22 protein-coding genes and 1 tRNA gene are annotated in these 18,711 nt (G+C 62.6%); all 23 read right to left on the bottom strand.

Annotated features, from left to right (window positions below; all coding sequences use genetic code 11):
* Nucleotides 1-17 precede the first annotated feature (17 nt).
* The 23 genes from C3F42_RS09740 to C3F42_RS09850 all read right to left on the bottom strand — a co-directional run bounded on the left by C3F42_RS09740 (nucleotide 18) and on the right by C3F42_RS09850 (nucleotide 18,649).
* Nucleotides 18-1,964, bottom strand: coding sequence for a response regulator (locus tag C3F42_RS09740; RefSeq protein WP_094010084.1), 1,947 nt, complete (start codon nucleotides 1,962-1,964; stop codon nucleotides 18-20).
* On the bottom strand, nucleotides 1,954-2,817 hold the full coding sequence (locus C3F42_RS09745; RefSeq protein ID WP_094010085.1) for a sensor histidine kinase KdpD: 864 nt from the start codon (nucleotides 2,815-2,817) through the stop codon (nucleotides 1,954-1,956). The genes C3F42_RS09740 and C3F42_RS09745 overlap by 11 nt, the downstream gene beginning before the upstream one ends.
* The gene (locus C3F42_RS09750; protein ID WP_094010086.1) at nucleotides 2,810-3,820 is read right to left on the bottom strand and encodes an ATP-binding protein; all 1,011 of its coding nucleotides are present in this window, start codon (nucleotides 3,818-3,820) and stop codon (nucleotides 2,810-2,812) included. The genes C3F42_RS09745 and C3F42_RS09750 overlap by 8 nt, the downstream gene beginning before the upstream one ends.
* A complete protein-coding gene (locus C3F42_RS09755; protein WP_023628759.1) occupies nucleotides 3,817-4,221 on the bottom strand; it encodes an anti-sigma regulatory factor in 405 nt (134 codons plus the stop codon). The genes C3F42_RS09750 and C3F42_RS09755 overlap by 4 nt, the downstream gene beginning before the upstream one ends.
* Nucleotides 4,218-4,580 carry an STAS domain-containing protein gene (locus C3F42_RS09760; protein ID WP_023628760.1) on the bottom strand — a complete coding sequence of 121 codons (363 nt, stop codon included), beginning with the start codon at nucleotides 4,578-4,580 and terminating at the stop codon, nucleotides 4,218-4,220. Before C3F42_RS09760 ends, C3F42_RS09755 begins: the two co-directional genes overlap by 4 nt.
* Before the next feature lie 4 nt (nucleotides 4,581-4,584).
* Nucleotides 4,585-5,436 (bottom strand): STAS domain-containing protein, encoded by an 852-nt coding sequence (locus C3F42_RS09765; protein WP_094010087.1) that lies wholly within the window; start codon nucleotides 5,434-5,436, stop codon nucleotides 4,585-4,587.
* Nucleotides 5,437-5,737: 301 nt separating this feature from the next.
* A tRNA-Lys gene (locus C3F42_RS09770) sits at nucleotides 5,738-5,813 on the bottom strand.
* 61 nt (nucleotides 5,814-5,874) lie between these two features.
* Nucleotides 5,875-6,549: a 7-cyano-7-deazaguanine synthase QueC gene (queC, locus tag C3F42_RS09775; RefSeq protein ID WP_050704481.1), complete on the bottom strand. Its 675-nt coding sequence runs from the start codon at nucleotides 6,547-6,549 to the stop codon at nucleotides 5,875-5,877.
* A gap of 10 nt (nucleotides 6,550-6,559) precedes the next feature.
* On the bottom strand, nucleotides 6,560-7,207 hold the full coding sequence (queE, locus tag C3F42_RS09780; RefSeq protein ID WP_094010354.1) for a 7-carboxy-7-deazaguanine synthase QueE: 648 nt from the start codon (nucleotides 7,205-7,207) through the stop codon (nucleotides 6,560-6,562).
* A gap of 160 nt (nucleotides 7,208-7,367) precedes the next feature.
* Nucleotides 7,368-8,177 (bottom strand): tol-pal system protein YbgF, encoded by an 810-nt coding sequence (gene ybgF, locus C3F42_RS09785; RefSeq protein ID WP_023628691.1) that lies wholly within the window; start codon nucleotides 8,175-8,177, stop codon nucleotides 7,368-7,370.
* A gap of 6 nt (nucleotides 8,178-8,183) precedes the next feature.
* On the bottom strand, nucleotides 8,184-8,681 hold the full coding sequence (gene pal, locus C3F42_RS09790; RefSeq protein ID WP_008090230.1) for a peptidoglycan-associated lipoprotein Pal: 498 nt from the start codon (nucleotides 8,679-8,681) through the stop codon (nucleotides 8,184-8,186).
* Between the two features lie 54 nt (nucleotides 8,682-8,735).
* Nucleotides 8,736-9,986, bottom strand: a complete 1,251-nt coding sequence (gene tolB / locus C3F42_RS09795; RefSeq protein ID WP_201754910.1) for a Tol-Pal system beta propeller repeat protein TolB — start codon at nucleotides 9,984-9,986, stop codon at nucleotides 8,736-8,738.
* Between the two features lie 47 nt (nucleotides 9,987-10,033).
* Complete coding sequence (gene tolA, locus C3F42_RS09800) at nucleotides 10,034-11,110, bottom strand: cell envelope integrity protein TolA (RefSeq protein WP_094010089.1); 1,077 nt, start codon at nucleotides 11,108-11,110, stop codon at nucleotides 10,034-10,036.
* Entirely contained in the window at nucleotides 11,110-11,562 is a 453-nt protein-coding gene (gene tolR / locus C3F42_RS09805) for a protein TolR (protein ID WP_023628694.1), read from the bottom strand. The genes tolA and tolR overlap by 1 nt, the downstream gene beginning before the upstream one ends.
* A 14-nt stretch (nucleotides 11,563-11,576) precedes the next feature.
* Nucleotides 11,577-12,272 carry a protein TolQ gene (gene tolQ / locus C3F42_RS09810; RefSeq protein WP_023628695.1) on the bottom strand — a complete coding sequence of 232 codons (696 nt, stop codon included), beginning with the start codon at nucleotides 12,270-12,272 and terminating at the stop codon, nucleotides 11,577-11,579.
* A 2-nt stretch (nucleotides 12,273-12,274) separates the two neighbouring features.
* Nucleotides 12,275-12,727 carry a tol-pal system-associated acyl-CoA thioesterase gene (gene ybgC / locus C3F42_RS09815; RefSeq protein WP_023628696.1) on the bottom strand — a complete coding sequence of 151 codons (453 nt, stop codon included), beginning with the start codon at nucleotides 12,725-12,727 and terminating at the stop codon, nucleotides 12,275-12,277.
* Between the two features lie 125 nt (nucleotides 12,728-12,852).
* On the bottom strand, nucleotides 12,853-13,899 hold the full coding sequence (gene ruvB / locus C3F42_RS09820) for a Holliday junction branch migration DNA helicase RuvB (protein ID WP_104444362.1): 1,047 nt from the start codon (nucleotides 13,897-13,899) through the stop codon (nucleotides 12,853-12,855).
* The gene (gene ruvA, locus C3F42_RS09825) at nucleotides 13,896-14,513 is read right to left on the bottom strand and encodes a Holliday junction branch migration protein RuvA (RefSeq protein ID WP_023628698.1); all 618 of its coding nucleotides are present in this window, start codon (nucleotides 14,511-14,513) and stop codon (nucleotides 13,896-13,898) included. The genes ruvB and ruvA overlap by 4 nt, the downstream gene beginning before the upstream one ends.
* 108 nt (nucleotides 14,514-14,621) lie before the next feature.
* Complete coding sequence (gene ruvC, locus C3F42_RS09830; RefSeq protein WP_023628699.1) at nucleotides 14,622-15,146, bottom strand: crossover junction endodeoxyribonuclease RuvC; 525 nt, start codon at nucleotides 15,144-15,146, stop codon at nucleotides 14,622-14,624.
* 133 nt (nucleotides 15,147-15,279) lie between these two features.
* Entirely contained in the window at nucleotides 15,280-16,032 is a 753-nt protein-coding gene (locus tag C3F42_RS09835) for a YebC/PmpR family DNA-binding transcriptional regulator (RefSeq protein ID WP_104444363.1), read from the bottom strand.
* A 110-nt stretch (nucleotides 16,033-16,142) separates the two neighbouring features.
* Nucleotides 16,143-17,918, bottom strand: a complete 1,776-nt coding sequence (aspS, locus tag C3F42_RS09840) for an aspartate--tRNA ligase (RefSeq protein ID WP_094010090.1) — start codon at nucleotides 17,916-17,918, stop codon at nucleotides 16,143-16,145.
* 94 nt (nucleotides 17,919-18,012) lie between these two features.
* On the bottom strand, nucleotides 18,013-18,234 hold the full coding sequence (locus C3F42_RS09845) for an FmdB family zinc ribbon protein (protein WP_046856766.1): 222 nt from the start codon (nucleotides 18,232-18,234) through the stop codon (nucleotides 18,013-18,015).
* An 88-nt stretch (nucleotides 18,235-18,322) separates the two neighbouring features.
* Nucleotides 18,323-18,649 (bottom strand): ribbon-helix-helix domain-containing protein, encoded by a 327-nt coding sequence (locus C3F42_RS09850; protein ID WP_052062246.1) that lies wholly within the window; start codon nucleotides 18,647-18,649, stop codon nucleotides 18,323-18,325.
* Nucleotides 18,650-18,711 lie beyond the last annotated feature (62 nt).

Consider the following 18,711-nt stretch of genomic DNA (forward strand, 5'->3'; position numbering starts at 1 on the left):
AAGAAGACGGTACGCCATCAGCCCAAACGCACTACCGCGCGCTTGACCTTGTCGAGCAACTCCGACATTTTGAATGGCTTGACCAGCATGTCCATCCCAGCCCCCAGGAACGCTTGGCGGTCCAGCGCCGCATCGGCATACCCGGTCATGAACAGCACCGGCAGCCCCGGTCGATGCAACCGTGCGATATCAGCCAGCTCTCGCCCACTCATGGTGGGTAATCCAACATCAGTCAGCAACAGGTCGATGCTCTGCAGTTGCTGCAGATGCTGCAACGCCTCATCGGTGGTCGACGCCAGTGTGCAGCGGTACCCTGCCTCGCCCAGCGCCTCGGCCACCGACAGTCGGACCGAGGCCGTGTCCTCCACGATCAGCACGTGCTCGCCATTGCCCTGCTGGTCATTCCCTACCTCGCGGTCCACGCTGACCGCCGCCTCATCGCTGGCCGGCAGCAACAGCGTCACCTCGGTACCCTCGCCAACAACGCTGCGCAGCTCCACATGCCCACCCGACTGGCGAGCGAAACCGTAGATGGTCGACAAGCCCAGACCAGTGCCCTGGCCGAGGGGCTTGGTGGTGAAGAACGGATCGAAGACCTTGTCGATCAAGCCGGCCTCGATGCCGCTGCCGTTGTCGCGCACGGTCACGGCAACGTAGGCGCCATCGGCGAGGTTGGCGTCGCCTTGGCACCAGACCGCCGAGGTATTGACCCAGATGTGCCCGCCTTTGGGCAGGGCATCGCGGGCGTTGATGACCAGGTTGAGCACCGCGCTTTCCAGTTGCACCGGGTCGACCAGGGCGATGGCCGGCAGGGTGGACAGCTCCAGGGTCAGGGTGACTCGTTCACCGATCGTGCGGGTCACCAGTTCCTCAAGCGAGCGCACGTGCTGGTTGACGTCAACTGGACGGGTATCGAGCGGTTGCTGACGGGCAAAGGCCAGCAGCCGCTGGGTGAGCACAGCGGCGCTGTTGGCCGAGCTCAGCGCCACCTCGGCGTACTTCGGCACCTTATCCACACGGTTTTCCGCCACCCGCTTGCGGATCAGCTCAAGGCTGGTGATGATGCCGGTAAGCAGGTTGTTGAAATCGTGGGCGATGCCCCCGGTGAGACTGCCCAGGGCGTCCATTTTCTGCAACTGCAACAGTTGCGCCTCGGTGCGCACGCGCTCGGCTACTTCCTTGGCCAATTGGCTGTTGGCATCGTCCAGGCGTGCCAGGTGCGAGCGCTCGCGGTGACGGTGTTCGGTAATGTCCTCGACGAACACCAGGCATAGGCCAGGCGCCTGGTACGGGGAAAGTTGCCACTCAGTGTCGCGCGGTTGACCATGCAGACGCATGCCCAGCGTGCCTTTCCAGCGCGCCCCCCGTACCAGGTGCTGGCGCAACTCCTCAAGCGCGTTCAGCTGGCCATCGGCGAAGCACTCGTACAGGCGTTGCGGATCGCGGTTGTCCTGCACCAGGTGGGCGAAGGCATGATTGCATTCGTGCACCTTCAGGTTGCCGTCGAGTACGGCAATGGGGGCGGACACACCCCGGAAGATTTCCTGGAAGCGCGCCTCGCTCTGGCGCAAGGCCCGCTCGGTATCGCGCACCCTCAACAGGGTGCGCAGGGTGGCCAGCAGCACATCCGGGTCTACCGGGTGGACCAGATAGGCATCAGCACCGGCATTCAAGCCGGTAATGATATCGCCGCTCTGGATCGATGCCGCCGACACGTGGATCACCGGCAACAGCGCCGTGCGGCTGTCCTCACGCAGCAGCCGGACAATGTCGAAACCGCTCATGTCCGGCAGGTTGACGTCGAGGATCAGTGCATCCACTTGCTCGTCGCGAATCAGCGCCAGCCCCTCCCCGCCGGTGCCCGCCTCAAGCACTTCGTAACCGTGCGCACCGAGACGACGACGCAGGGCGTAACGGGTGGCGACGTTGTCGTCGACGATCAGCAAGCGCAGGTCAGGTTTCATCAACGTTATCCTGGGCCAAAGCCAGTGGAATGATCACGAAGAACGTTGAACCGACACCCGGCTCGCTGTGCACGCCCACCTCCCCGCCTAGCAGCGCGACGAAACGCTTGCATAATGACAGCCCCAGCCCGGTGCCACGCAGGCGTTTTTGCAACGGTGAATCGACCTGGGCGAAATCCTCGAATAGCGTACCCAACAGGTCCGAGGCGATGCCGATGCCGGTGTCGCTGACGGCGAAGCGGATGTGTTGAGCATCGACGAGTTGCGCCGATACCCGCACTTCACCGCGGGTGGTGAACTTCAAGGCATTGGAGATGAAGTTGCGCAAGATCTGCGCTAGTTTCTTGTCGTCGGTGTAGAGACGCGGCAGCCCCACCGGCTCTTCGAAAATCAGGTCGACCGCCGTGGCGTCGACGATCGGCCGAAACATCCCGCGCAGCGCCGCGAACAGGTCGAACATGTCGAACCAGGCCGGCGAGATGGTGATGCGCCCGGCTTCGATCTTGGCGAGGTCGAGCAGGTCATCGACCATGTCCGACAACTCGCGGGTCGCATTGCTGACAAAGGCCACTTGGCGGTGCTGCTCTTCCGACAGCGGCCCGTCGAGCTCGTCGGCCAGCAGACTGGTGATGCTCAGTATCGAGCCCAGCGGGGTGCGGAACTCGTGGCTCATGTACGACAGGAAGCGACTTTTCAGGTCTGACGCCTGGCGCAAGTGCTCGGCCTGGATGTCGAGCTCGGCATACAGGGCCAGCACTCCTTGATTGGTTTCTTCAAGCTCGGCGCGCAGGGCCTCATTTTCAGCCTGCAGGCGCGCAAACTGCTCGGCGTCTTGCATGGGAAGCTCAGCCATGGTCTGGCTCCAGGTCGATGACCAGCACCGTCACGTCGTCCCGCCCCCGGCAAAAATCGCGGTGCAGCACGGTAGCAATCACCGCCGGATGGCGATGCACCAACCCGGGGTACTCTTGCAGGTTCCAGCGCGACTGCAGGCCGTCGCTGTAGAGGATCAGCAGGTTGCCAGTCACGTCAGCGTAGTCGAAGACCTGGGCCTTGCGATATTGCCCGCCGACGATCCCTGGCAGCGAAGGCATACCGCGCATCCGCGTCGGCGCCACCAGGCTGGCGCCGATGTTACCGATGCCGGTGAAGGCCATATGGCCGCTGCGCAGATCGTGTTGGGCGATGGCCACCGCGCCGCCGCGGGTACTGCTCATCGCCAGGTGCAGCCGCTCGATCAGCAGAAGTGGATCCATAAAGGCGTGCTCGGCGAATGCCGCTGCAGCGCTCTGGGCCGCCTCCTCGGCTTGCGTGCCATGCCCCAGGCCGTCGACCAGCAAGGCGCTGAGGCGCCCATGGGTGAGCTTGACGTGCCAGGTGTCGCCGCAAGCCGGATCGTCATGTAACGCATGATGGCTTACACCGATGCGCAGATCGCGGTTCTTGGCATCGCGTCGGTACACGCGAGCCATGATCACCGAGCCGCGAGCGTCGGTGTGCATATCGAACACCTCGGCCAGGCGTGTCACCGCTCCCAGGCCAATACCCTGGGTGCCGCCGGTGGAATAACCATCGGCCAGGCATGTCTGAGCATCGAACCCCTGGGCCCGGTCCACTGCCACCAACTCGATGCCCAGGCCACTGGCACCAGGCACGGTGCGCAGGTGCAAGGCGCCCTGTCCGGCGTGCTTGAGCACGTTGCTGGCCAGCTCGGTAGCCAGCAATGCCACTCGGCCAGCCTCCTCGCTGTCGAAGCCTTGTTGCTCTGCCAGGCGCTGTGCGGTGCGCCGGGCGTGCCCGACCTGGCTGGCCTCATCCAGGGGCAGGACCAGCGTCCTGCTGGCGGGAATGTTCATATCCATCGCGTGATCGTCACTCGCGTGCCCTCTCCTGGCACGGTGTCGAGCTCGAACTCGTCCACCAGACGGCGCGCACCGGTCAAGCCCAGGCCAAGGCCATTGCCGGAGGTCCAGCCATCGGTCAGGGCCAGCTTCAGGTCGGCGATGCCTGGCCCTTCGTCGCGAAATAACAAGCGCACACCGGTGCGGCCCGCTTCCTCGAGCACCTGCCAATCCATATCGCCCCCGCCGCCATAGACCACGGTGTTGCGTGCCAGCTCGCTGACGGCGGTAACCAGCTTGGTCAGATCCACCAGGCGCATGCCGCAGTCGCTGGCCAGTTTGCGTGCCAACTGCCGGGCCAGTACCACATCCTGCTCGATGCGTACCGGCAGGCTGCCACTGTGCTCGCCGCTCATGGCCGCCTCACATGCTGGCTGAGCCGCTGCATGCCACGCTCCACATCCAACGCCGTGCTCACCCCAGGTAGGGTCAAGCCCAGCTCCACCAAGGTAATGGCCACGGCCGGCTGCATGCCCACCACCATCACTCGGGCATCCATCAGCCGCGACAGGCTGGCGATGTCAGCGATCATCCGGCCAATGAACGAATCGACCATGTCCAGCGCCGAGATGTCGAGCAACACCCCTCGGGCGGAAGTGGCGCTGATGCGGTCGGTAAGGTCGTCCTGCAAGCGCATGGCCAGCTTGTCATGCATGTCGACCTGAATGGTAACGAGCAGGAACTCGCCCATCCGCAAAATCGGGATACGCTCCATGGGCTTATACCTGCTCGCCCAGGTTCACGCCCAAGCGCTTGAGCGCGAGCTTCAGGGCATCGGCGAGGTTGGCCTTGGTGGTCAGGGTGCCCAGGTCCAGCCCCAGATGCACGATGGTCTGCGCGATCTGCGGGCGCACGCCGCTGATGATGCAGTCGGCGCCCATCAGACGGATGGCGGTGACGGTCTTGAGCAGATGCTGGGCGACCAGGGTATCGACAGTCGGCACACCAGTGATGTCGATGATGGCGATTTCCGAACCGGTGTCGACGATACGTTGCAGCAACGACTCCATCACGGTCTGGCTTCGTTGCGAATCGAGCGTGCCGATCAGCGGCAGGGCCAGCACGCCATCCCACAGCTTGACCACCGGAGTGGACAGCTCCAGCAACTCTTCCTGCTGGCGCTTGATAACCGCTTCGCGGGTCTTTTGGAAGGTGCGGATGGTGTGCATCCCTAAAGTGTCGAGCAATTCGGAGATCAACCACAGTTGCTCGGCCAAGCGCGCCGGGTCGTCGCTGAAATGCGTTTGCAGCAGGCTGAACAGGGGCCGCTTGAGGGCGAAGATGAAATACGCCGCCTGGTGCGAGTCGTGCCCCAGTTGGGCACGGCTGGCCGAGAGCCTTTCCAGGAACCGGCGGGCTTCGTCCCAGTCGCTGCTGACAATGTCATTGCCACTGTCTGCCTGCAAGACATCGATCAGCAGTTGCAGGAAATCGCGGGTTTCCTGCGACAGGGTTTGCTCCTTGATATTACGGGTAGCGCCATTGGCCTCAAGCGCCGCTACCCATTGCACCAACAGTTGCGCATGATTGTGCTTGATTGCTTCCAATGTGCTGCCGTGCAGTGATGCCATGTGCGTTCGCTCCTATGCGGTTAGGCCGGCATCCCCATGAACAGCCGACCTGCCAAGAATGACATTTAGCGCTGCAAATAGTTGTAGAGAATGAAAAGATAAATGCAAAAAGCCACCGCGCCGGAGAAGCGGGCATTTGCGAAGGGAATAATGAGAGTGGCTGGATCAGCGACAACGTGCGATAGAGCGTGTCAGCTCAAAAAGCACCAAGTCTTTGTGTATTTTGGCCCAGAAACGAAAAAACCCGCCAATAGGGCGGGTTTTTCGTATCAACCATTCCAGACCGGAAAGGCTGAGAATATGGTGGGTCGTGTAGGATTCGAACCTACGACCAATTGGTTAAAAGCCAACTGCTCTACCAACTGAGCTAACGACCCGTTGGATGGCGCGTATATTACTGATTTCTCAGAAGAATTCAACACCCAATCGCAACTTTTTTCAAAAATACCGAGTGGGGTCCTCTACGCCGGCGGCCTTGAATCCATCAGCGCGCAAGCGGCAGCTGTCGCACTTGCCGCAAGCACGCCCGTCATCATCGGCCTGGTAGCAAGAAACGGTCAGACTGTAGTCCACGCCACGGGCGATACCCGCCTGGACGATCTGCGCCTTGCTCAGGTTCTGCAGTGGCGCCTGAATACGGAAGCCCTGCCCTTCCACCCCGGCCTTGGTAGCCAGGTTGGCCATGCGCTCGAAGGCCTCGACGAACTCCGGGCGGCAGTCCGGGTAGCCGGAATAGTCCACGGCGTTGACGCCGATGAAGATGTCACGAGCTTCAAGCACTTCCGCCCAGCCCAGCGCCAGAGACAGGAACACGGTGTTGCGAGCCGGCACGTAGGTGACCGGGATCCCTTCGCTCGGCGCCTCAGGCACATCGATGCTGCTGTCGGTCAGGGCCGAGCCACCGATGCCATCGAGGTTCAGGCCGATCACCTTGTGCTCGACCACGCCCAGGTCACGGGCAACCCGTGCCGCGGCGTTGAGCTCGGCGCGATGGCGCTGGCCGTAGTCGAAGCTCATGGTGTAGCACTGGTAGCCGTCGGCCTTGGCCATGGCTACCACAGTGGCCGAATCCAGGCCACCGGACAGCAGGATTACCGCGCGTTTGTCAGTCATGTCTTTCTCCTCAGCGTCCAGGTTCGTCGTTCCACAGCAGCTTGTGCAGCTGCAGCTGGAAGCGCACGGGCAGGTTGTCGGCGACGATCCAGTCGGCCAGGTCGGTGGCGCTCACCTGATGGTGGCTGGGCGAAAACAGCACTTCACCGGCGCGCTCGGCCAGGTTGTACTGGATCAGCTTGGAAACCGCCCAATCGTAGTCCTCGCGAGAACAGATGACGAACTTGACCTGATCGTTGCCGGTCAGCAGCTCGATATTCTCGTAGCGATTGCGGTGAGACTCCTCGGAGCCTGGAGTCTTGAGATCGACCACACGGCTGACCCTTGTGTCGACACCACTTATATCGAGGGCGCCACTGGTCTCCAGCGACACTTCATAACCGGCGTCGCACAGCTGTTGCAGCAGAGGCAGCGCGTTGGGCTGTGCCAATGGCTCGCCGCCGGTCACGCAAACATAGCGCGGTTTGAAGCCGGCCACCTGCTCTAGGATGGACTCGAGGGTGCGGATAGTGCCGCCATTGAATGCATAGGCACTGTCACAGTACTGGCAGCGCAGGGGGCAACCGGTCAGGCGCACGAAAACCGTGGGCAGCCCGGCCGTTCGCGTTTCACCCTGCAACGAGTAAAACACTTCGGTGATGCGTAATGTGTCTTGCATGATCGCCACGGGCGTGACAGCTGAACAGGCTGTCCGCCTCCGTCAGGCACTGTCGCGGACTCGACAAAGCGTTATCCGCGGCAGCGTGTTTACGAAAAAAGGGCCGTGATTCTAACGAAAAAACCCGCGACAAGCGCGGGTTTCTTCTTCAACGGATCGTTCAAAGCTTTTGCAGGTCGCGTTGCGCCAGTTGCGCGGCGGAAGTGCCGGGGTACTGGGTGATGACCTGCTGCAGGATACCCTTGACCTTGTCGGTGTGGCCCATGCGGCGCTCGACGTCGGCCAGCTTGTACAGCGAATCCGGCACCTTGCTGTGTTTCGGGTACTTCTGGCCGACCTCGGCGAACGCCTGGCTGGCGCCTTGCAGGTCGCCCTTGGCCAGGTTGACCTCGCCAAGCCAGTACTGGGCATTGCCGGCGTACTGACTGTTGGGGTATTTGCGCAGGAAGGCGTTGAAGGCCTGGCTGGCCTTGTCGAAGTCCTTCTGCTTGATCAGGTCGAAAGCGGCGTCGTAATACAGCTTCTCTTTCGCCGGATCGCCCGGCTCGCTGCTCGCGGCCGGTGGCTGCGCGGCATTGGCGCCGGCGGCCGCACCCGTGGCTGCGCTGTTCGCGCCACCGGTGGAAGAATTGTCTGGAGTCGCGGCAGGCGCGGCACCGCTGCTGATGCGGCGGTCGAGATCCTGGTAGCGCTCGAGGTTTTCCTGCTTCATGCGCGACACATCGTTCTGCAGCTCTTCGATGATGCCCTGCTGGCGGGAAATCTGGTCCTGCATCTGCTGCAGCTGCATGAACAGCTGGCCATTAGCAGAAGCAGGGGCCGAAGCCCCTGCTCCGGCATAGGCGCCGCTCGTGCCATAACCCGCGGGTGGATAACCACCCGCGTTGTCATCTACTACGGGAACCGCAGCCCACGCCGAAAGGGGCAGGCTGAGTGCGAGGACGGTTACAGCACGACGGCACATACGCATAGGAACTTACTTACGCAGTTCTACGCGACGGTTCTGAGCCCAGGACTGCTCGTCGTTGCCGGTGGCAACTGGACGCTCTTCGCCGTAGGAAACCAGTTCCAGTTGAGCAGGGGAAACGCCCTGCAGAACCAGGTAGCGCTGAACGGCCTTGGCACGACGCTCACCCAGAGCCATGTTGTACTCGCGGGTGCCGCGCTCGTCGGTGTTGCCTTCCAGGACAACGCGGTTGCCGTTGGACTTCAGGTCCTTGGCGTGAACGTCCAGAGCGCGCATGGCTTCTGGCTTCAGGTCCGAGCTGTCGTATTCGAAGTAGAAGGTGGTGATTGCGCGCAGGGCGGCTTCTTCGCTCAGGGAACCGTCGACAGCGCCAGTGTTGGCACCGTAGCCAGCGTTCGGATCAACAGCGCCTTCACCAGCGTTGTCGCCGCCTTTCGAGGAGCAACCTACAGCTACAGCCATGGCCAGAGCCAGCGCAGCGAATTTACCAAACTTCAGCATTTCCATCGTGAAACTCCTAATGAAACCCCAGTGTGTTAAGCAAAACGTGTTACGCCGCAATCAGTTCAGGTAAGGGGACCAGGACGGTTCTCTGACTTCGCCTTGAGCGGTAGGAAGCGGGAGCCTCACGCGGCCGTTAAGCGACACGAGCATCAAGACTCCCCGGCCCTGCTGGCGGGTGGCGTAGATTAGCATGGTGCCGTTTGGCGCAACAGTGGGAGACTCATCAAGACTGGTCTCGGAGAGAATCTTTACACTTCCACGTTGCAGGTCCTGCGCGGCCACCTTGAAGTTGGTGAAACCCTGCTGGCGATGGATCATCACCAGGGTCTTTTCGTCCGCCGAAAGTTTCGGGTTGGCGTTGTAGTTACCCACGAATGTCACGCGCTCGGCACCACCACCACCGACCGACTGTTTGTAGATCTGCGGCTTGCCGCCACGGTCGGAGGTGAAGTACAGGGTGTTGCCATCCTTGCCCCAGAACGGCTCGGTATTGATACCTGGGCCGGCGGTGACACGGCTGATCTGGCGCGAAGCCACGTTCATCACATAGATGTCCGGGTTGCCGTCTTTCGACAGCACGAACGCCAGGCGGGTGCCGTCAGGCGACCAGGCGGGAGCGCCGTTCAGGCCTTCGAAGTTGGTGATCTGCTCGCGGCGACCGGTGTCGATGTGCTGGATGAAGATGCGCGGGCGCTTCTGCTCGAACGAGACATAGGCGATACGCTTGCCATCCGGCGCGAAACGTGGCGACAGGATCGGTTCACGCGACTGCAGCAGGGTTACTGCACGGGCACCGTCGTAGTCCGAACGCTGCAGGGTGTAGCGGGTGTTATTGGTCGAGAAGCGCTCGGCGGTCACGTACAGCATGCGGGTGGAGAACGCACCCTTGATGCCGGTGAGCTTCTCGAACGACTGGTCGGCGATGTAGTGCGACATGTCGCGTAGCTGGTCGACGCCACCGGCCACGCTGCCGGTCAGGACCTGCTGCTCGGTGGCGACATTGAACAGGGCGTACTGCACCTGCAGGCGACCACCAGCCGGCACGATGCTGCCGACCATGACGTACTGGGCGCCCAGCGCTTTCCAATCACGGAAGATCACTTCGCTGGCCTGGCTTGGCTGGCTGATCATGTTCTGCCGCGGGATCGGCGCGTAGTAGCCGGAGTTGCGCAGGTCGTTGCCGATGATATCGGCCATGTCTTCCGGCAGCACGCTGCCGCCCTGGACACCGAACGGCACTACCGCAATTGGCGTTGCCCGGTCGCTACCGCTTGTGACCAGGATGTTCTTTTCCTCTGCCATCGCCATGCCTGCCACACAGCAGAGCAAGACCAGGAGTCCTCTCAGACGTTTAATCACAACGCTAGATCCTCAGGTGTAAATGTCATCTTGAATGAACGATACGGATTGAAATCGCTCGGCTTCAAGCCCTGCATCTCGGTCAACCGACCAATGTTCTTAACTGCGGCCACGGCCGAGCTATCGAACGGACCGTCACCACTGGACTTGGCCACACTCACGTTGGTGATGGTGCCGTCCGGCAGCATGTTGATCTGCAGAACTACCGTCATGCCCTTGCGCGCGGATGGCGGACGCGCCCAACCTTCGGCCGCGCGCATGCGAATCAAATCGTCGAAGTCGCCGGCCACCTGGTCACCCTGCTCGTCGGCCAGCGCCTGCTGCCGTTCGGTGGTGTCGGACAACAGCTCGGCGAGTGCCTGGGCCTTCTTGTCTTCCGCCGCCTTGCGGGCCGCTTCCTGTGCCTTTTTCTTCTGGGCGTCTGCAGCGGCCTTTTTCTTGGCCTCTTCAGCTGCCTTCTTCTTCGCGTCCTCGGCCGCCGCTTTCTTCTTGGCGTCCTCGGCTGCTTTTTTCTTCGCGTCTTCGGCGGCTTTCTTCTTCGCCTCTTCCGCGGCCTGTTTCTTGGCTTCTTCCTCGGCCTTCTTCTTGGCTTCGTCCTCAGCCTTCTTCTTGGCGATGTCGGCCTGCTGTTTCTCGGCGGCCTTTTTCGCTTCCTCGGCTTTCTTGGCCTCGGCGGCTTTCTTCTGCTCGGCGGCCTTCGCGGCGTCTTCGGCTTTCTTCGCCTCGGCGGCTTCGCGAGCCTCCTCGGCCTTTTGAGCGGCGTCGGCTTTCTTTTGTTCCGCGGCCTTCACGGCCTCCTGCTCGACCTTCTTCTGCTCCAGCTGTTCGACCTCGGTCTGGCGCGAGGCGGTTTTCTTCGCCTCCCCGGCAATCTTCTGATTGGTCTGGGTGGTCGCCTGACTCTTGGACTTGAGCTGGTACAGCGTGGCCTGGACGATAGGCTTGGAGGGCGGCAGCTCGGGCGTCATGGCAAAGCTGACGAACAGCATGCCGAACACCAGCACGTGCAGCGCAATGGCCCAGACACTGGGCCAGAAGTAGCTTTCCGAGGCGGATGGCTCTCGCTGTTGCATCAGGGCGCCTCGGTAATCAGGCCAACGTTACCGACACCGGCCTTCTGCAACCCGCCCATGGCGCCCATCACCGCACCGTAGTCGACAGCCTTGTCGCCACGGATGAAGACCTGGGTCTGCTTGCCCTGGTCACGACCGGCGGCGATGATCTTGGTCACCGCGCTGGTCATTTCCGGCAAGGTCATGGCCTTGTCCATCTGCTTGTCGGTGTCGACTTCGCTGCCGAGGTTCCAATAGTAGGTCTTGTCGGCCTTGATCGAGATGGTCAGGACCTGGACGTTGTTGTCCTGCGGCAGGGCTTCGCTGGAAACCTTGGGCAGGTCCACCTTCACGCCCTGGTTGAGCATCGGGGCGGTCACCATGAAGATAACCAGTAGCACCAGCATCACGTCGATGTAGGGCACCACGTTCATCTCGGCGACCGGCTTGCGTTTGTGGCGAACTCGGGCCATGGGTTTCTACCTGATCACTCTTCGCTGGTGTGTACTTTGCGGTGCAGGATCGCCTGGAACTCGTCGGCGAACGTGTAGTAGCGCCCGATCAGCACTTCACTGCGCGCGGCAAAACGGTTGTAGGCGATAACAGCCGGGATCGCGGCGAACAGGCCGATCGCAGTGGCGATCAGCGCCTCGGCAATGCCCGGGGCCACGGTGGCCAGGGTGGCTTGCTGGGCGCTGGCCAGGCCACGGAAGGAGTTCATGATGCCCCATACGGTACCGAACAGACCGATGTACGGGCTGGTGGAACCGACAGTGGCCAGGAACGGCAGGCTCTGCTCGAGCTTTTCTTCCTCGCGGGAGATGGCCACGCGCATGGCACGCCCTACCCCTTCCATGACCGCGTCCGGGTCGACACCTGGTTGCTGGCGCAGGCGCGAGAATTCCTTGAAGCCGGCACGGAAGACCTGCTCGACACCCGAGTCCGGGTCAGGGTTGCTGCCCGCCTGGCGGTACAGCTTGGACAGGTCGATGCCCGACCAGAAGCGCTCTTCGAAAGCGTCCAGTGCACGACGACCGGCGCGCAGCATGGTGCTGCGCTGGAAGATCATGATCCAAGAGGTCACCGAGGCTGCCACGAGGGTCAGCATTACCAGCTGAACCACGACACTGGCATTGGCGACCAGGCTCCACATGGAGGTATGGTCGACGACGTTTGCTTCCACGCTTATTCTCCTGCGTTCGATTGAGTACCCGTGCCGTCCGCCAGGAAGGCGTCGCGCAGTTCTGGGGGAATGGCCCGGGGTTTGAAAGTGTCGGCGCGCACGGCGGCCACCAGGAACTGCCCCTCGCAGAGCAGCACTTCATCCTTTGCTCGCCACACCTGCTGCACGAAGCGCAGGCTGGCACGATTCAATTCAAGTACTTGCGCGGTTACCCGCAGCTCGTCGTCCAGGCGGGCCGGCGCGTGATAGCGCGCCTCGCTGGAATGGACCACGAACAGCAAGTTGTCCTGCGCCAGCTGGGCCTGGGAGAACCCCAGGTGACGCAGCCGCTCGGTGCGTGCGCGCTCCATGAATTTGAGGTAGTTGACGTAATACACCACGCCACCGGCGTCGGTATCCTCGTAATAGACGCGACAGCGGTGTGCGAACGGTTCCAGCCCATTTTGCGCGCGCATACTCTAGTGCTTACTCCTGTGCTTGCCAATCCGCTGCGGCAACTGTTTTTGCATCGATAATGTCGTATTGCCAGCGAGCCCTGGGCATGCCAGCGGTAGGACCGCAAAAATGCCGATTCGATCTGTCATTCGTCGTCTTGCGCGGCATATTCGCCACCCTCGCAGAAACGCCCGGGAATGTTGAGGCCGAAGTGCAGGTAGGCATGCCGGGTGACCACGCGCCCACGAGGGGTGCGCATGATATAGCCTTGCTGAATAAGGTAAGGTTCGAGCACGTCTTCGATGGTGTGGCGCTCCTCGCCGATCGCCGCGGCAATATTGTCGAGCCCCACCGGACCACCGTCGAACTTCTCGATCATGGTAAGCAGTAGACGCCGGTCAGAGTGATCGAAGCCACGCTCGTCGACATCCAGCAGGTTCAACGCCATGTCCGCGACCGCCTTGGTGATCTCACCCTTGCCACGCACTTCGGCAAAGTCGCGCACCCGCCGTAGCAGGCGATTGGCGATCCGCGGGGTGCCACGCGCCCGGCGGGCGATCTCGAATGCGCCTTTGTCGTCCATGGGCAAGCCGAGGATGCCGGCCGAACGGCTGACGATGGTCGCCAGGTCCCTGTCGCTGTAGAACTCCAGGCGCTGGACGATACCGAAGCGGTCACGCAGCGGGTTGGTCAGCATCCCGGCACGCGTGGTGGCGCCGACCAAGGTAAACGGAGGTAGGTCGAGCTTGATGGAGCGCGCAGCCGGGCCCTCGCCGATCATGATATCCAGCTGGAAGTCTTCCATCGCCGGATAGAGCACCTCCTCGACCACCGGCGACAAGCGATGGATCTCGTCGATGAACAGCACGTCATGCGGCTCGAGATTGGTCAGCATCGCTGCCAGGTCACCGGGCCGCTCGAGAATCGGGCCGGAGGTGCTCTTGACCGACACGCCCATCTCGTGGGCGATAATGTTGGCCAACGTGGTCTTGCCCAGACCCGGAGGACCGAAGATCAGAGTGTGATCAAGTGATTCGCTGCGCCCGCGCGCGGCCTGGATGAACAGCGACATCTGCTCGCGCACCACCGGCTGGCCGATGTACTCGTCCAGGCTCAGCGGGCGGATCGCACGATCCTGGACCTCTTCGCGGACGCGTCCGGAGGCGGCGATCAGGCGGTCGGTCTCGATCACTTGGTAATCATCCCTTTGAGGCTGCGACGGATCAGTTCCTCACTGCTGAGGCTGGCCTTGCCCTCGATGGCGGCAATCGCCTTGCTGGCTTCCTGCGGCTTGTAACCGAGTGACACCAGGGCGCTGACCGCATCGGCCTCGGCGTTGGAAACACTGGCCACCGGCACCGGGCCGTCGGACACCAGGGCGAACATGGCCGGCGAGGTTTCCCAGGCCTTGAAGCGGTCCTTGAGCTCGACCAACAGGCGCTCGGCAGTTTTCTTGCCCACACCGGGCACTCGCACCAGAGCCGAGGCATCCTGGGCCTGGACGCAGCGCACCAGTTCGTCGGCCTCGAGCCCCGACATCAGCGCCAGCGCCAGTTTCGGGCCAACGCCATTCAGGCGGATCAGCTCACGGAACAGCTCGCGCTCGCGCTTTTCGAAGAAGCCGTACAACAGATGAGCGTCTTCACGCACCACCAGATGGGTGTGCAGGGTGACGGTCTCGCCCAGCTTGGGCAGGCGGTACAGCGTGGTCATCGGCACTTCGAGCTCATAGCCCAGGCCGTTGACGTCGATAATCAGGTGCGGCGGCTGTTTTTCCGCCAGGGTGCCACGCAAACGTCCAATCACGTTCCGATCCTTCCTCTCGGGCGCCGGTCGAAAACCGGTCCACCCTATCAGCAAATGCGCCGGGAGAGTGCTTCACCCGGACAAAATGTGTATCACCGCATGAAGCGGTTACAGACGCAAGCGTCCGCCACGGCGCCGGGCTGTCGCCAACCCGTGGGGGATAAGGCTGGAGCGGGTATGGGCATGGCACAAGGCGATGGCCAGGGCGTCGGAGGCGTCGATCTGCGGTTTCTGGGTCAGCTTGAGCAGGTGCATGACCATCATCATCACCTGCTCCTTGTTGGCGCCGCCGGTGCCGGCCACGGCCTGCTTGACCTGGCTGGCGGTGTATTCGGCGATCTCAAGGCCCGCCTCGGCGGCGGCGACGATGGCCGCCCCCCGGGCCTGGCCAAGCTTGAGCGCCGAATCGGCGTTGCGCGCCATGAACACCCGCTCGATGCCCATGGTCACCGGCTCATGTTGGCGGATTATCTCGCTGACACCGCGAAAGACGATCTGCAGACGCTCGTGCAGCTCACCGCCGCCAGTGCGTATACAGCCCGACGCCACGTACTCGCAGCCACGGGCAGTCTGGCGGACCACGCCAAAACCGGTGATGCGCGAGCCGGGATCGATACCAAGAATGAGAGTCATAGCGCCTACAAAGGTGTGCGAATTTGCCGGCCTTATCGCGGGAAAAGCCCGCCCCCACAAAGACTACACCGCAATCTGGCGCAGGCCTTGTGGGAGCGGGCTTGCCCCGCGCTACAGCCGATAGCCGAAACGATCAGCCCAGCGTTTCCATGATCTCATCGGAGATCTGTGCGTTGGAGTAGACGTTCTGCACGTTATCCAGGTCCTCGAGCATGTCGATCAGCTTGAGCACCTTCTCCGCACCGTCCTGGTCCAGCTCGGCGCTGGTGGTCGGCTGCATCACGATCTCGGCGTCGGACGCCTTGAAGCCGGCCTCTTCCAGGGCGTTGCGCACGGCATAGAAGCTGTTGAACGAGGTGAACACGTCAAAGGAGCCGTCGTCGTTGACCACCACATCGTCGGCATCGGCCTCCATCGCGGCTTCCATCAGCGCATCCTCGTCCACGTTCAACTCGGCAGCGAAGCTGATCTGCCCCTTGCGCTCGAACAGGTAGGCCACCGAACCGTCGGTACCGAGGTTGCCGCCGCACTTGGTGAAGGCATGCCGCACGGCCGCGGCAGTACGGTTGCGGTTGTCGGTCATGGCTTCGACCATGATCGCCACGCCGCCCGGGCCGTAACCCTCGTAGCTGAGCTCTTCGACGTTGTCGCTTTCGTTGGTGCCGGCACCGCGGGCCACGGCGCGATCGATGATGTCGCGGCTCATGTTGGCACCCAGGGCCTTGTCCAGCGCCAGGCGCAGGCGCGGGTTGGACGCCGGATCACCACCACCTTGCTTGGCAGCGACGGTCAGTTCGCGGATCCACTTGGTGAAGATCTTGCCTCTCTTGGCATCCTGGCGTTCTTTGCGGTGCTTGATGTTCGCCCACTTGGAATGACCGGCCATAACGACTCCAAATCCTTGAAACAGAAACAGGTTCCGCCCCGAAGGGCGGAACGTGAAGAATCCTGCGCCTCAAGCGCGGGGGCACCCCGTTACCGGGGCACCCCGATCGATCACTCGACCTTGGTCTGCTCGCGCAGACGGATGTGCAGCTCACGCAGGGCCTTGGCGTCGACCAGGCCCGGGGCCTGGGTCATGACGCACGCGGCGCTCTGGGTTTTCGGGAAGGCGATCACTTCACGGATCGACTGCGCGCCGGTCATCAGCATGACCAGGCGGTCCAGGCCGAAGGCCAGGCCACCGTGAGGCGGTGCGCCGAACTTCAGGGCGTCGAGGAGGAAGCCGAACTTCTCTTCCTGTTCCGCCGCCTCGATACCCAGCAGGCGGAACACCGCCTGTTGCATTTCCTTGCGGTGGATACGGATCGAACCGCCGCCCAACTCGGTGCCGTTGAGCACCATGTCGTAGGCACGCGACAGCGCGGCGGCCGGATTGGCCTCCAGCTCCTCGGGGGTGCACTTCGGCGCGGTGAACGGGTGGTGCAGCGCGGTGAAGCTGCCGTCTTCGTTCTCTTCGAACATCGGGAAGTCGACGACCCACATCGGTGCCCACTGGCAGGTCAGCAGCTCGAAGTCATGACCCAGGCGGATACGCAGCGCGCCCAGGGCTTCGCTGACGATCTTGGCCTTGTCGGCGCCGAAGAACACGATGTCGCCATCGACGGCGCCAACGCGGTCGAGGATGGTGTTGAGGTTGGCCTCGGGGATGTTCTTGACGATCGGCGACTGCAGACCCTCGACACCCTTGGCGCGCTCGTTGACCTTGATGTAGGCCAGGCCCTTGGCACCGTAGATGCCGACGAACTTGGTGTACTCGTCGATCTTGCTGCGCGGCATGCTGGCGCCGCCCGGCAGGCGCAGCGCGGTGACGCGGCACTTCGGATCGTTGGCAGGGCCGGCGAAGACCTTGAAGTCGACATCCTTGAGCTGGTCGGCAACATCGATCAGTTCCAGCGGGATACGCAGGTCCGGCTTGTCGGAGCCGTAGCGGCGCATGGCCTCTTCGTAGGTCATGTGCGGGAAGTCACCGAACTCCAGGTCCAGGACTTCCTTGAACAGCTTGCGGATCATGCTCTCGGTGAGGCCCATGATCTCGGACTCGTCGAGGAAGCTGGTCTCGATGTCGATCTGGGTGAATTCCGGCTGGCGGTCGGCACGCAGGTCTTCGTCGCGGAAGCACTTGGCGATCTGGTAGTAGCGGTCGAAGCCGGCGACCATCAGCAGCTGCTTGAACAGCTGTGGCGACTGCGGCAGTGCAAAGAAGCTGCCGGCGTGGGTACGGCTTGGCACCAGGTAGTCACGGGCGCCTTCCGGCGTGGCGCGGGTGAGGATCGGCGTCTCGACGTCGAGGAAGCCGTTCTCGTCGAGGAAGCGACGGATGCTGCTGGTGATGCGCGAACGCAGGCGCAGCTTGTCGGCCATTTCCGGGCGACGCAGGTCGATGAAGCGGTAGCGCAGGCGGGTTTCTTCGCCCACGTCGGAGTATTCGTTCAGCGGGAACGGCGGCGTTTCCGCCTCGTTGAGCACGGTCAGCTGGTAACCGAGGATCTCGATGGCGCCGGAGGCCATGTTGGCGTTCACCGCGCCATCCGGGCGCTTGCGTACCTTGCCGGTGATCTGCACGACGTATTCGCTGCGCACACGGTCGGCGGCGGCGAAGGTTTCGGCGCGATCCGGGTCGAACACGACCTGGGCCATGCCTTCGCGGTCACGGATATCGAGGAAAATCACCCCGCCGTGGTCGCGGCGACGATGGACCCAGCCGCAGAGGGTGACTTCCTGGCCGTCCAGGGACTCGTTCAGTTGGCCGCAATAATGGCTGCGCATCATGGTCGTGGTTTCGCTTCTCGTGATTCGTATGTTCGGTGGAGGTCTTGGCCGCCCAAGGGGCTAATACTGCAAGACCTGGTCGGTGCAATTCAACTCAGTCGGCCTTGTCGCCGCCTGCCAGATTCTTTTTTGCCCCGGTCTTGAAGTCGGTCTCGTACCAGCCGTTGCCGCTCAGGCGGAAGCCGGGGACCGACAGCTGCTTCTTCAATGCCGGCGCCTGGCATGCCGGGCAATCGGTCAGCGGCGCGGCACTGATCTTCTGCAACACCTCCATGCGGTGTTCGCAGGATGCACATTGATAGTCGTAAAGGGGCATGGCGTCTCTCGTCAACCACATCGCACGCTGCCCAAGGCAGCAAAGAGCGGGATTATATATGGTTAAGGAGTGCTGTGCAGCCCGGCGATCAGTGTACGTCCCGCCCCTCCTGCAACCAGGTGACGCAGATCACCCGGACCAACCCACTGAAATTCCTTACCCCGCCATGGCGCAGGTGCACCTCGCGGTCCACATAGGACAGCACCGCGCTCACCGAACAGCGGTTGGCCTGGGCGATGCGCTCCAGGATGCGCCAGTACACCACCTCCAGACGCAGGCAGGTGGCGAAACCGTTGAGCCGCACCGAGCGTGACACAGGCCCCGCCTGCGCCATGTCGAAGTCCCGCCTGAACGGATCGACCCGGGGGCTGCCCGCACCCTGCCTGTGCCTCGCATTGCCGTCGATACCACGCATCGGATTGTCCACCGCACCGCTCCATCATCTCGAAACCACACCCCCGCCCGCCTTGCGAACGG

This window comes from Pseudomonas sp. PONIH3 (assembly GCF_002934345.1).
Taxonomy (GTDB): domain Bacteria; phylum Pseudomonadota; class Gammaproteobacteria; order Pseudomonadales; family Pseudomonadaceae; genus Aquipseudomonas; species Aquipseudomonas soli.

Bases quoted from the DNA above. Each gene is read 5' to 3' on its own strand.
- C3F42_RS09850 (WP_052062246.1), bottom strand. From the start codon at position 18,649: ATGCGTGGTATCGACGGCAATGCGAGGCACAGGCAGGGTGCGGGCAGC.
- C3F42_RS09740 (WP_094010084.1), bottom strand. From the start codon at position 1,964: ATGAAACCTGACCTGCGCTTGCTGATCGTCGACGACAACGTCGCCACC.
- queE (WP_094010354.1), bottom strand. From the start codon at position 7,207: ATGCAAGACACATTACGCATCACCGAAGTGTTTTACTCGTTGCAGGGT.
- queC (WP_050704481.1), bottom strand. From the start codon at position 6,549: ATGACTGACAAACGCGCGGTAATCCTGCTGTCCGGTGGCCTGGATTCG.
- C3F42_RS09765 (WP_094010087.1), bottom strand. From the start codon at position 5,436: ATGGCATCACTGCACGGCAGCACATTGGAAGCAATCAAGCACAATCAT.
- tolB (WP_201754910.1), bottom strand. From the start codon at position 9,986: ATGGCGATGGCAGAGGAAAAGAACATCCTGGTCACAAGCGGTAGCGAC.
- pal (WP_008090230.1), bottom strand. From the start codon at position 8,681: ATGGAAATGCTGAAGTTTGGTAAATTCGCTGCGCTGGCTCTGGCCATG.
- C3F42_RS09835 (WP_104444363.1), bottom strand. From the start codon at position 16,032: ATGGCCGGTCATTCCAAGTGGGCGAACATCAAGCACCGCAAAGAACGC.
- C3F42_RS09745 (WP_094010085.1), bottom strand. From the start codon at position 2,817: ATGGCTGAGCTTCCCATGCAAGACGCCGAGCAGTTTGCGCGCCTGCAG.
- tolR (WP_023628694.1), bottom strand. From the start codon at position 11,562: ATGGCCCGAGTTCGCCACAAACGCAAGCCGGTCGCCGAGATGAACGTG.
- tolA (WP_094010089.1), bottom strand. From the start codon at position 11,110: ATGCAACAGCGAGAGCCATCCGCCTCGGAAAGCTACTTCTGGCCCAGT.
- ybgF (WP_023628691.1), bottom strand. From the start codon at position 8,177: ATGCGTATGTGCCGTCGTGCTGTAACCGTCCTCGCACTCAGCCTGCCC.
- C3F42_RS09760 (WP_023628760.1), bottom strand. From the start codon at position 4,580: ATGGAGCGTATCCCGATTTTGCGGATGGGCGAGTTCCTGCTCGTTACC.
- ruvC (WP_023628699.1), bottom strand. From the start codon at position 15,146: ATGACTCTCATTCTTGGTATCGATCCCGGCTCGCGCATCACCGGTTTT.
- C3F42_RS09750 (WP_094010086.1), bottom strand. From the start codon at position 3,820: ATGAACATTCCCGCCAGCAGGACGCTGGTCCTGCCCCTGGATGAGGCC.
- ybgC (WP_023628696.1), bottom strand. From the start codon at position 12,727: ATGCGCGCGCAAAATGGGCTGGAACCGTTCGCACACCGCTGTCGCGTC.
- C3F42_RS09755 (WP_023628759.1), bottom strand. From the start codon at position 4,221: ATGAGCGGCGAGCACAGTGGCAGCCTGCCGGTACGCATCGAGCAGGAT.
- C3F42_RS09845 (WP_046856766.1), bottom strand. From the start codon at position 18,234: ATGCCCCTTTACGACTATCAATGTGCATCCTGCGAACACCGCATGGAG.
- aspS (WP_094010090.1), bottom strand. From the start codon at position 17,918: ATGATGCGCAGCCATTATTGCGGCCAACTGAACGAGTCCCTGGACGGC.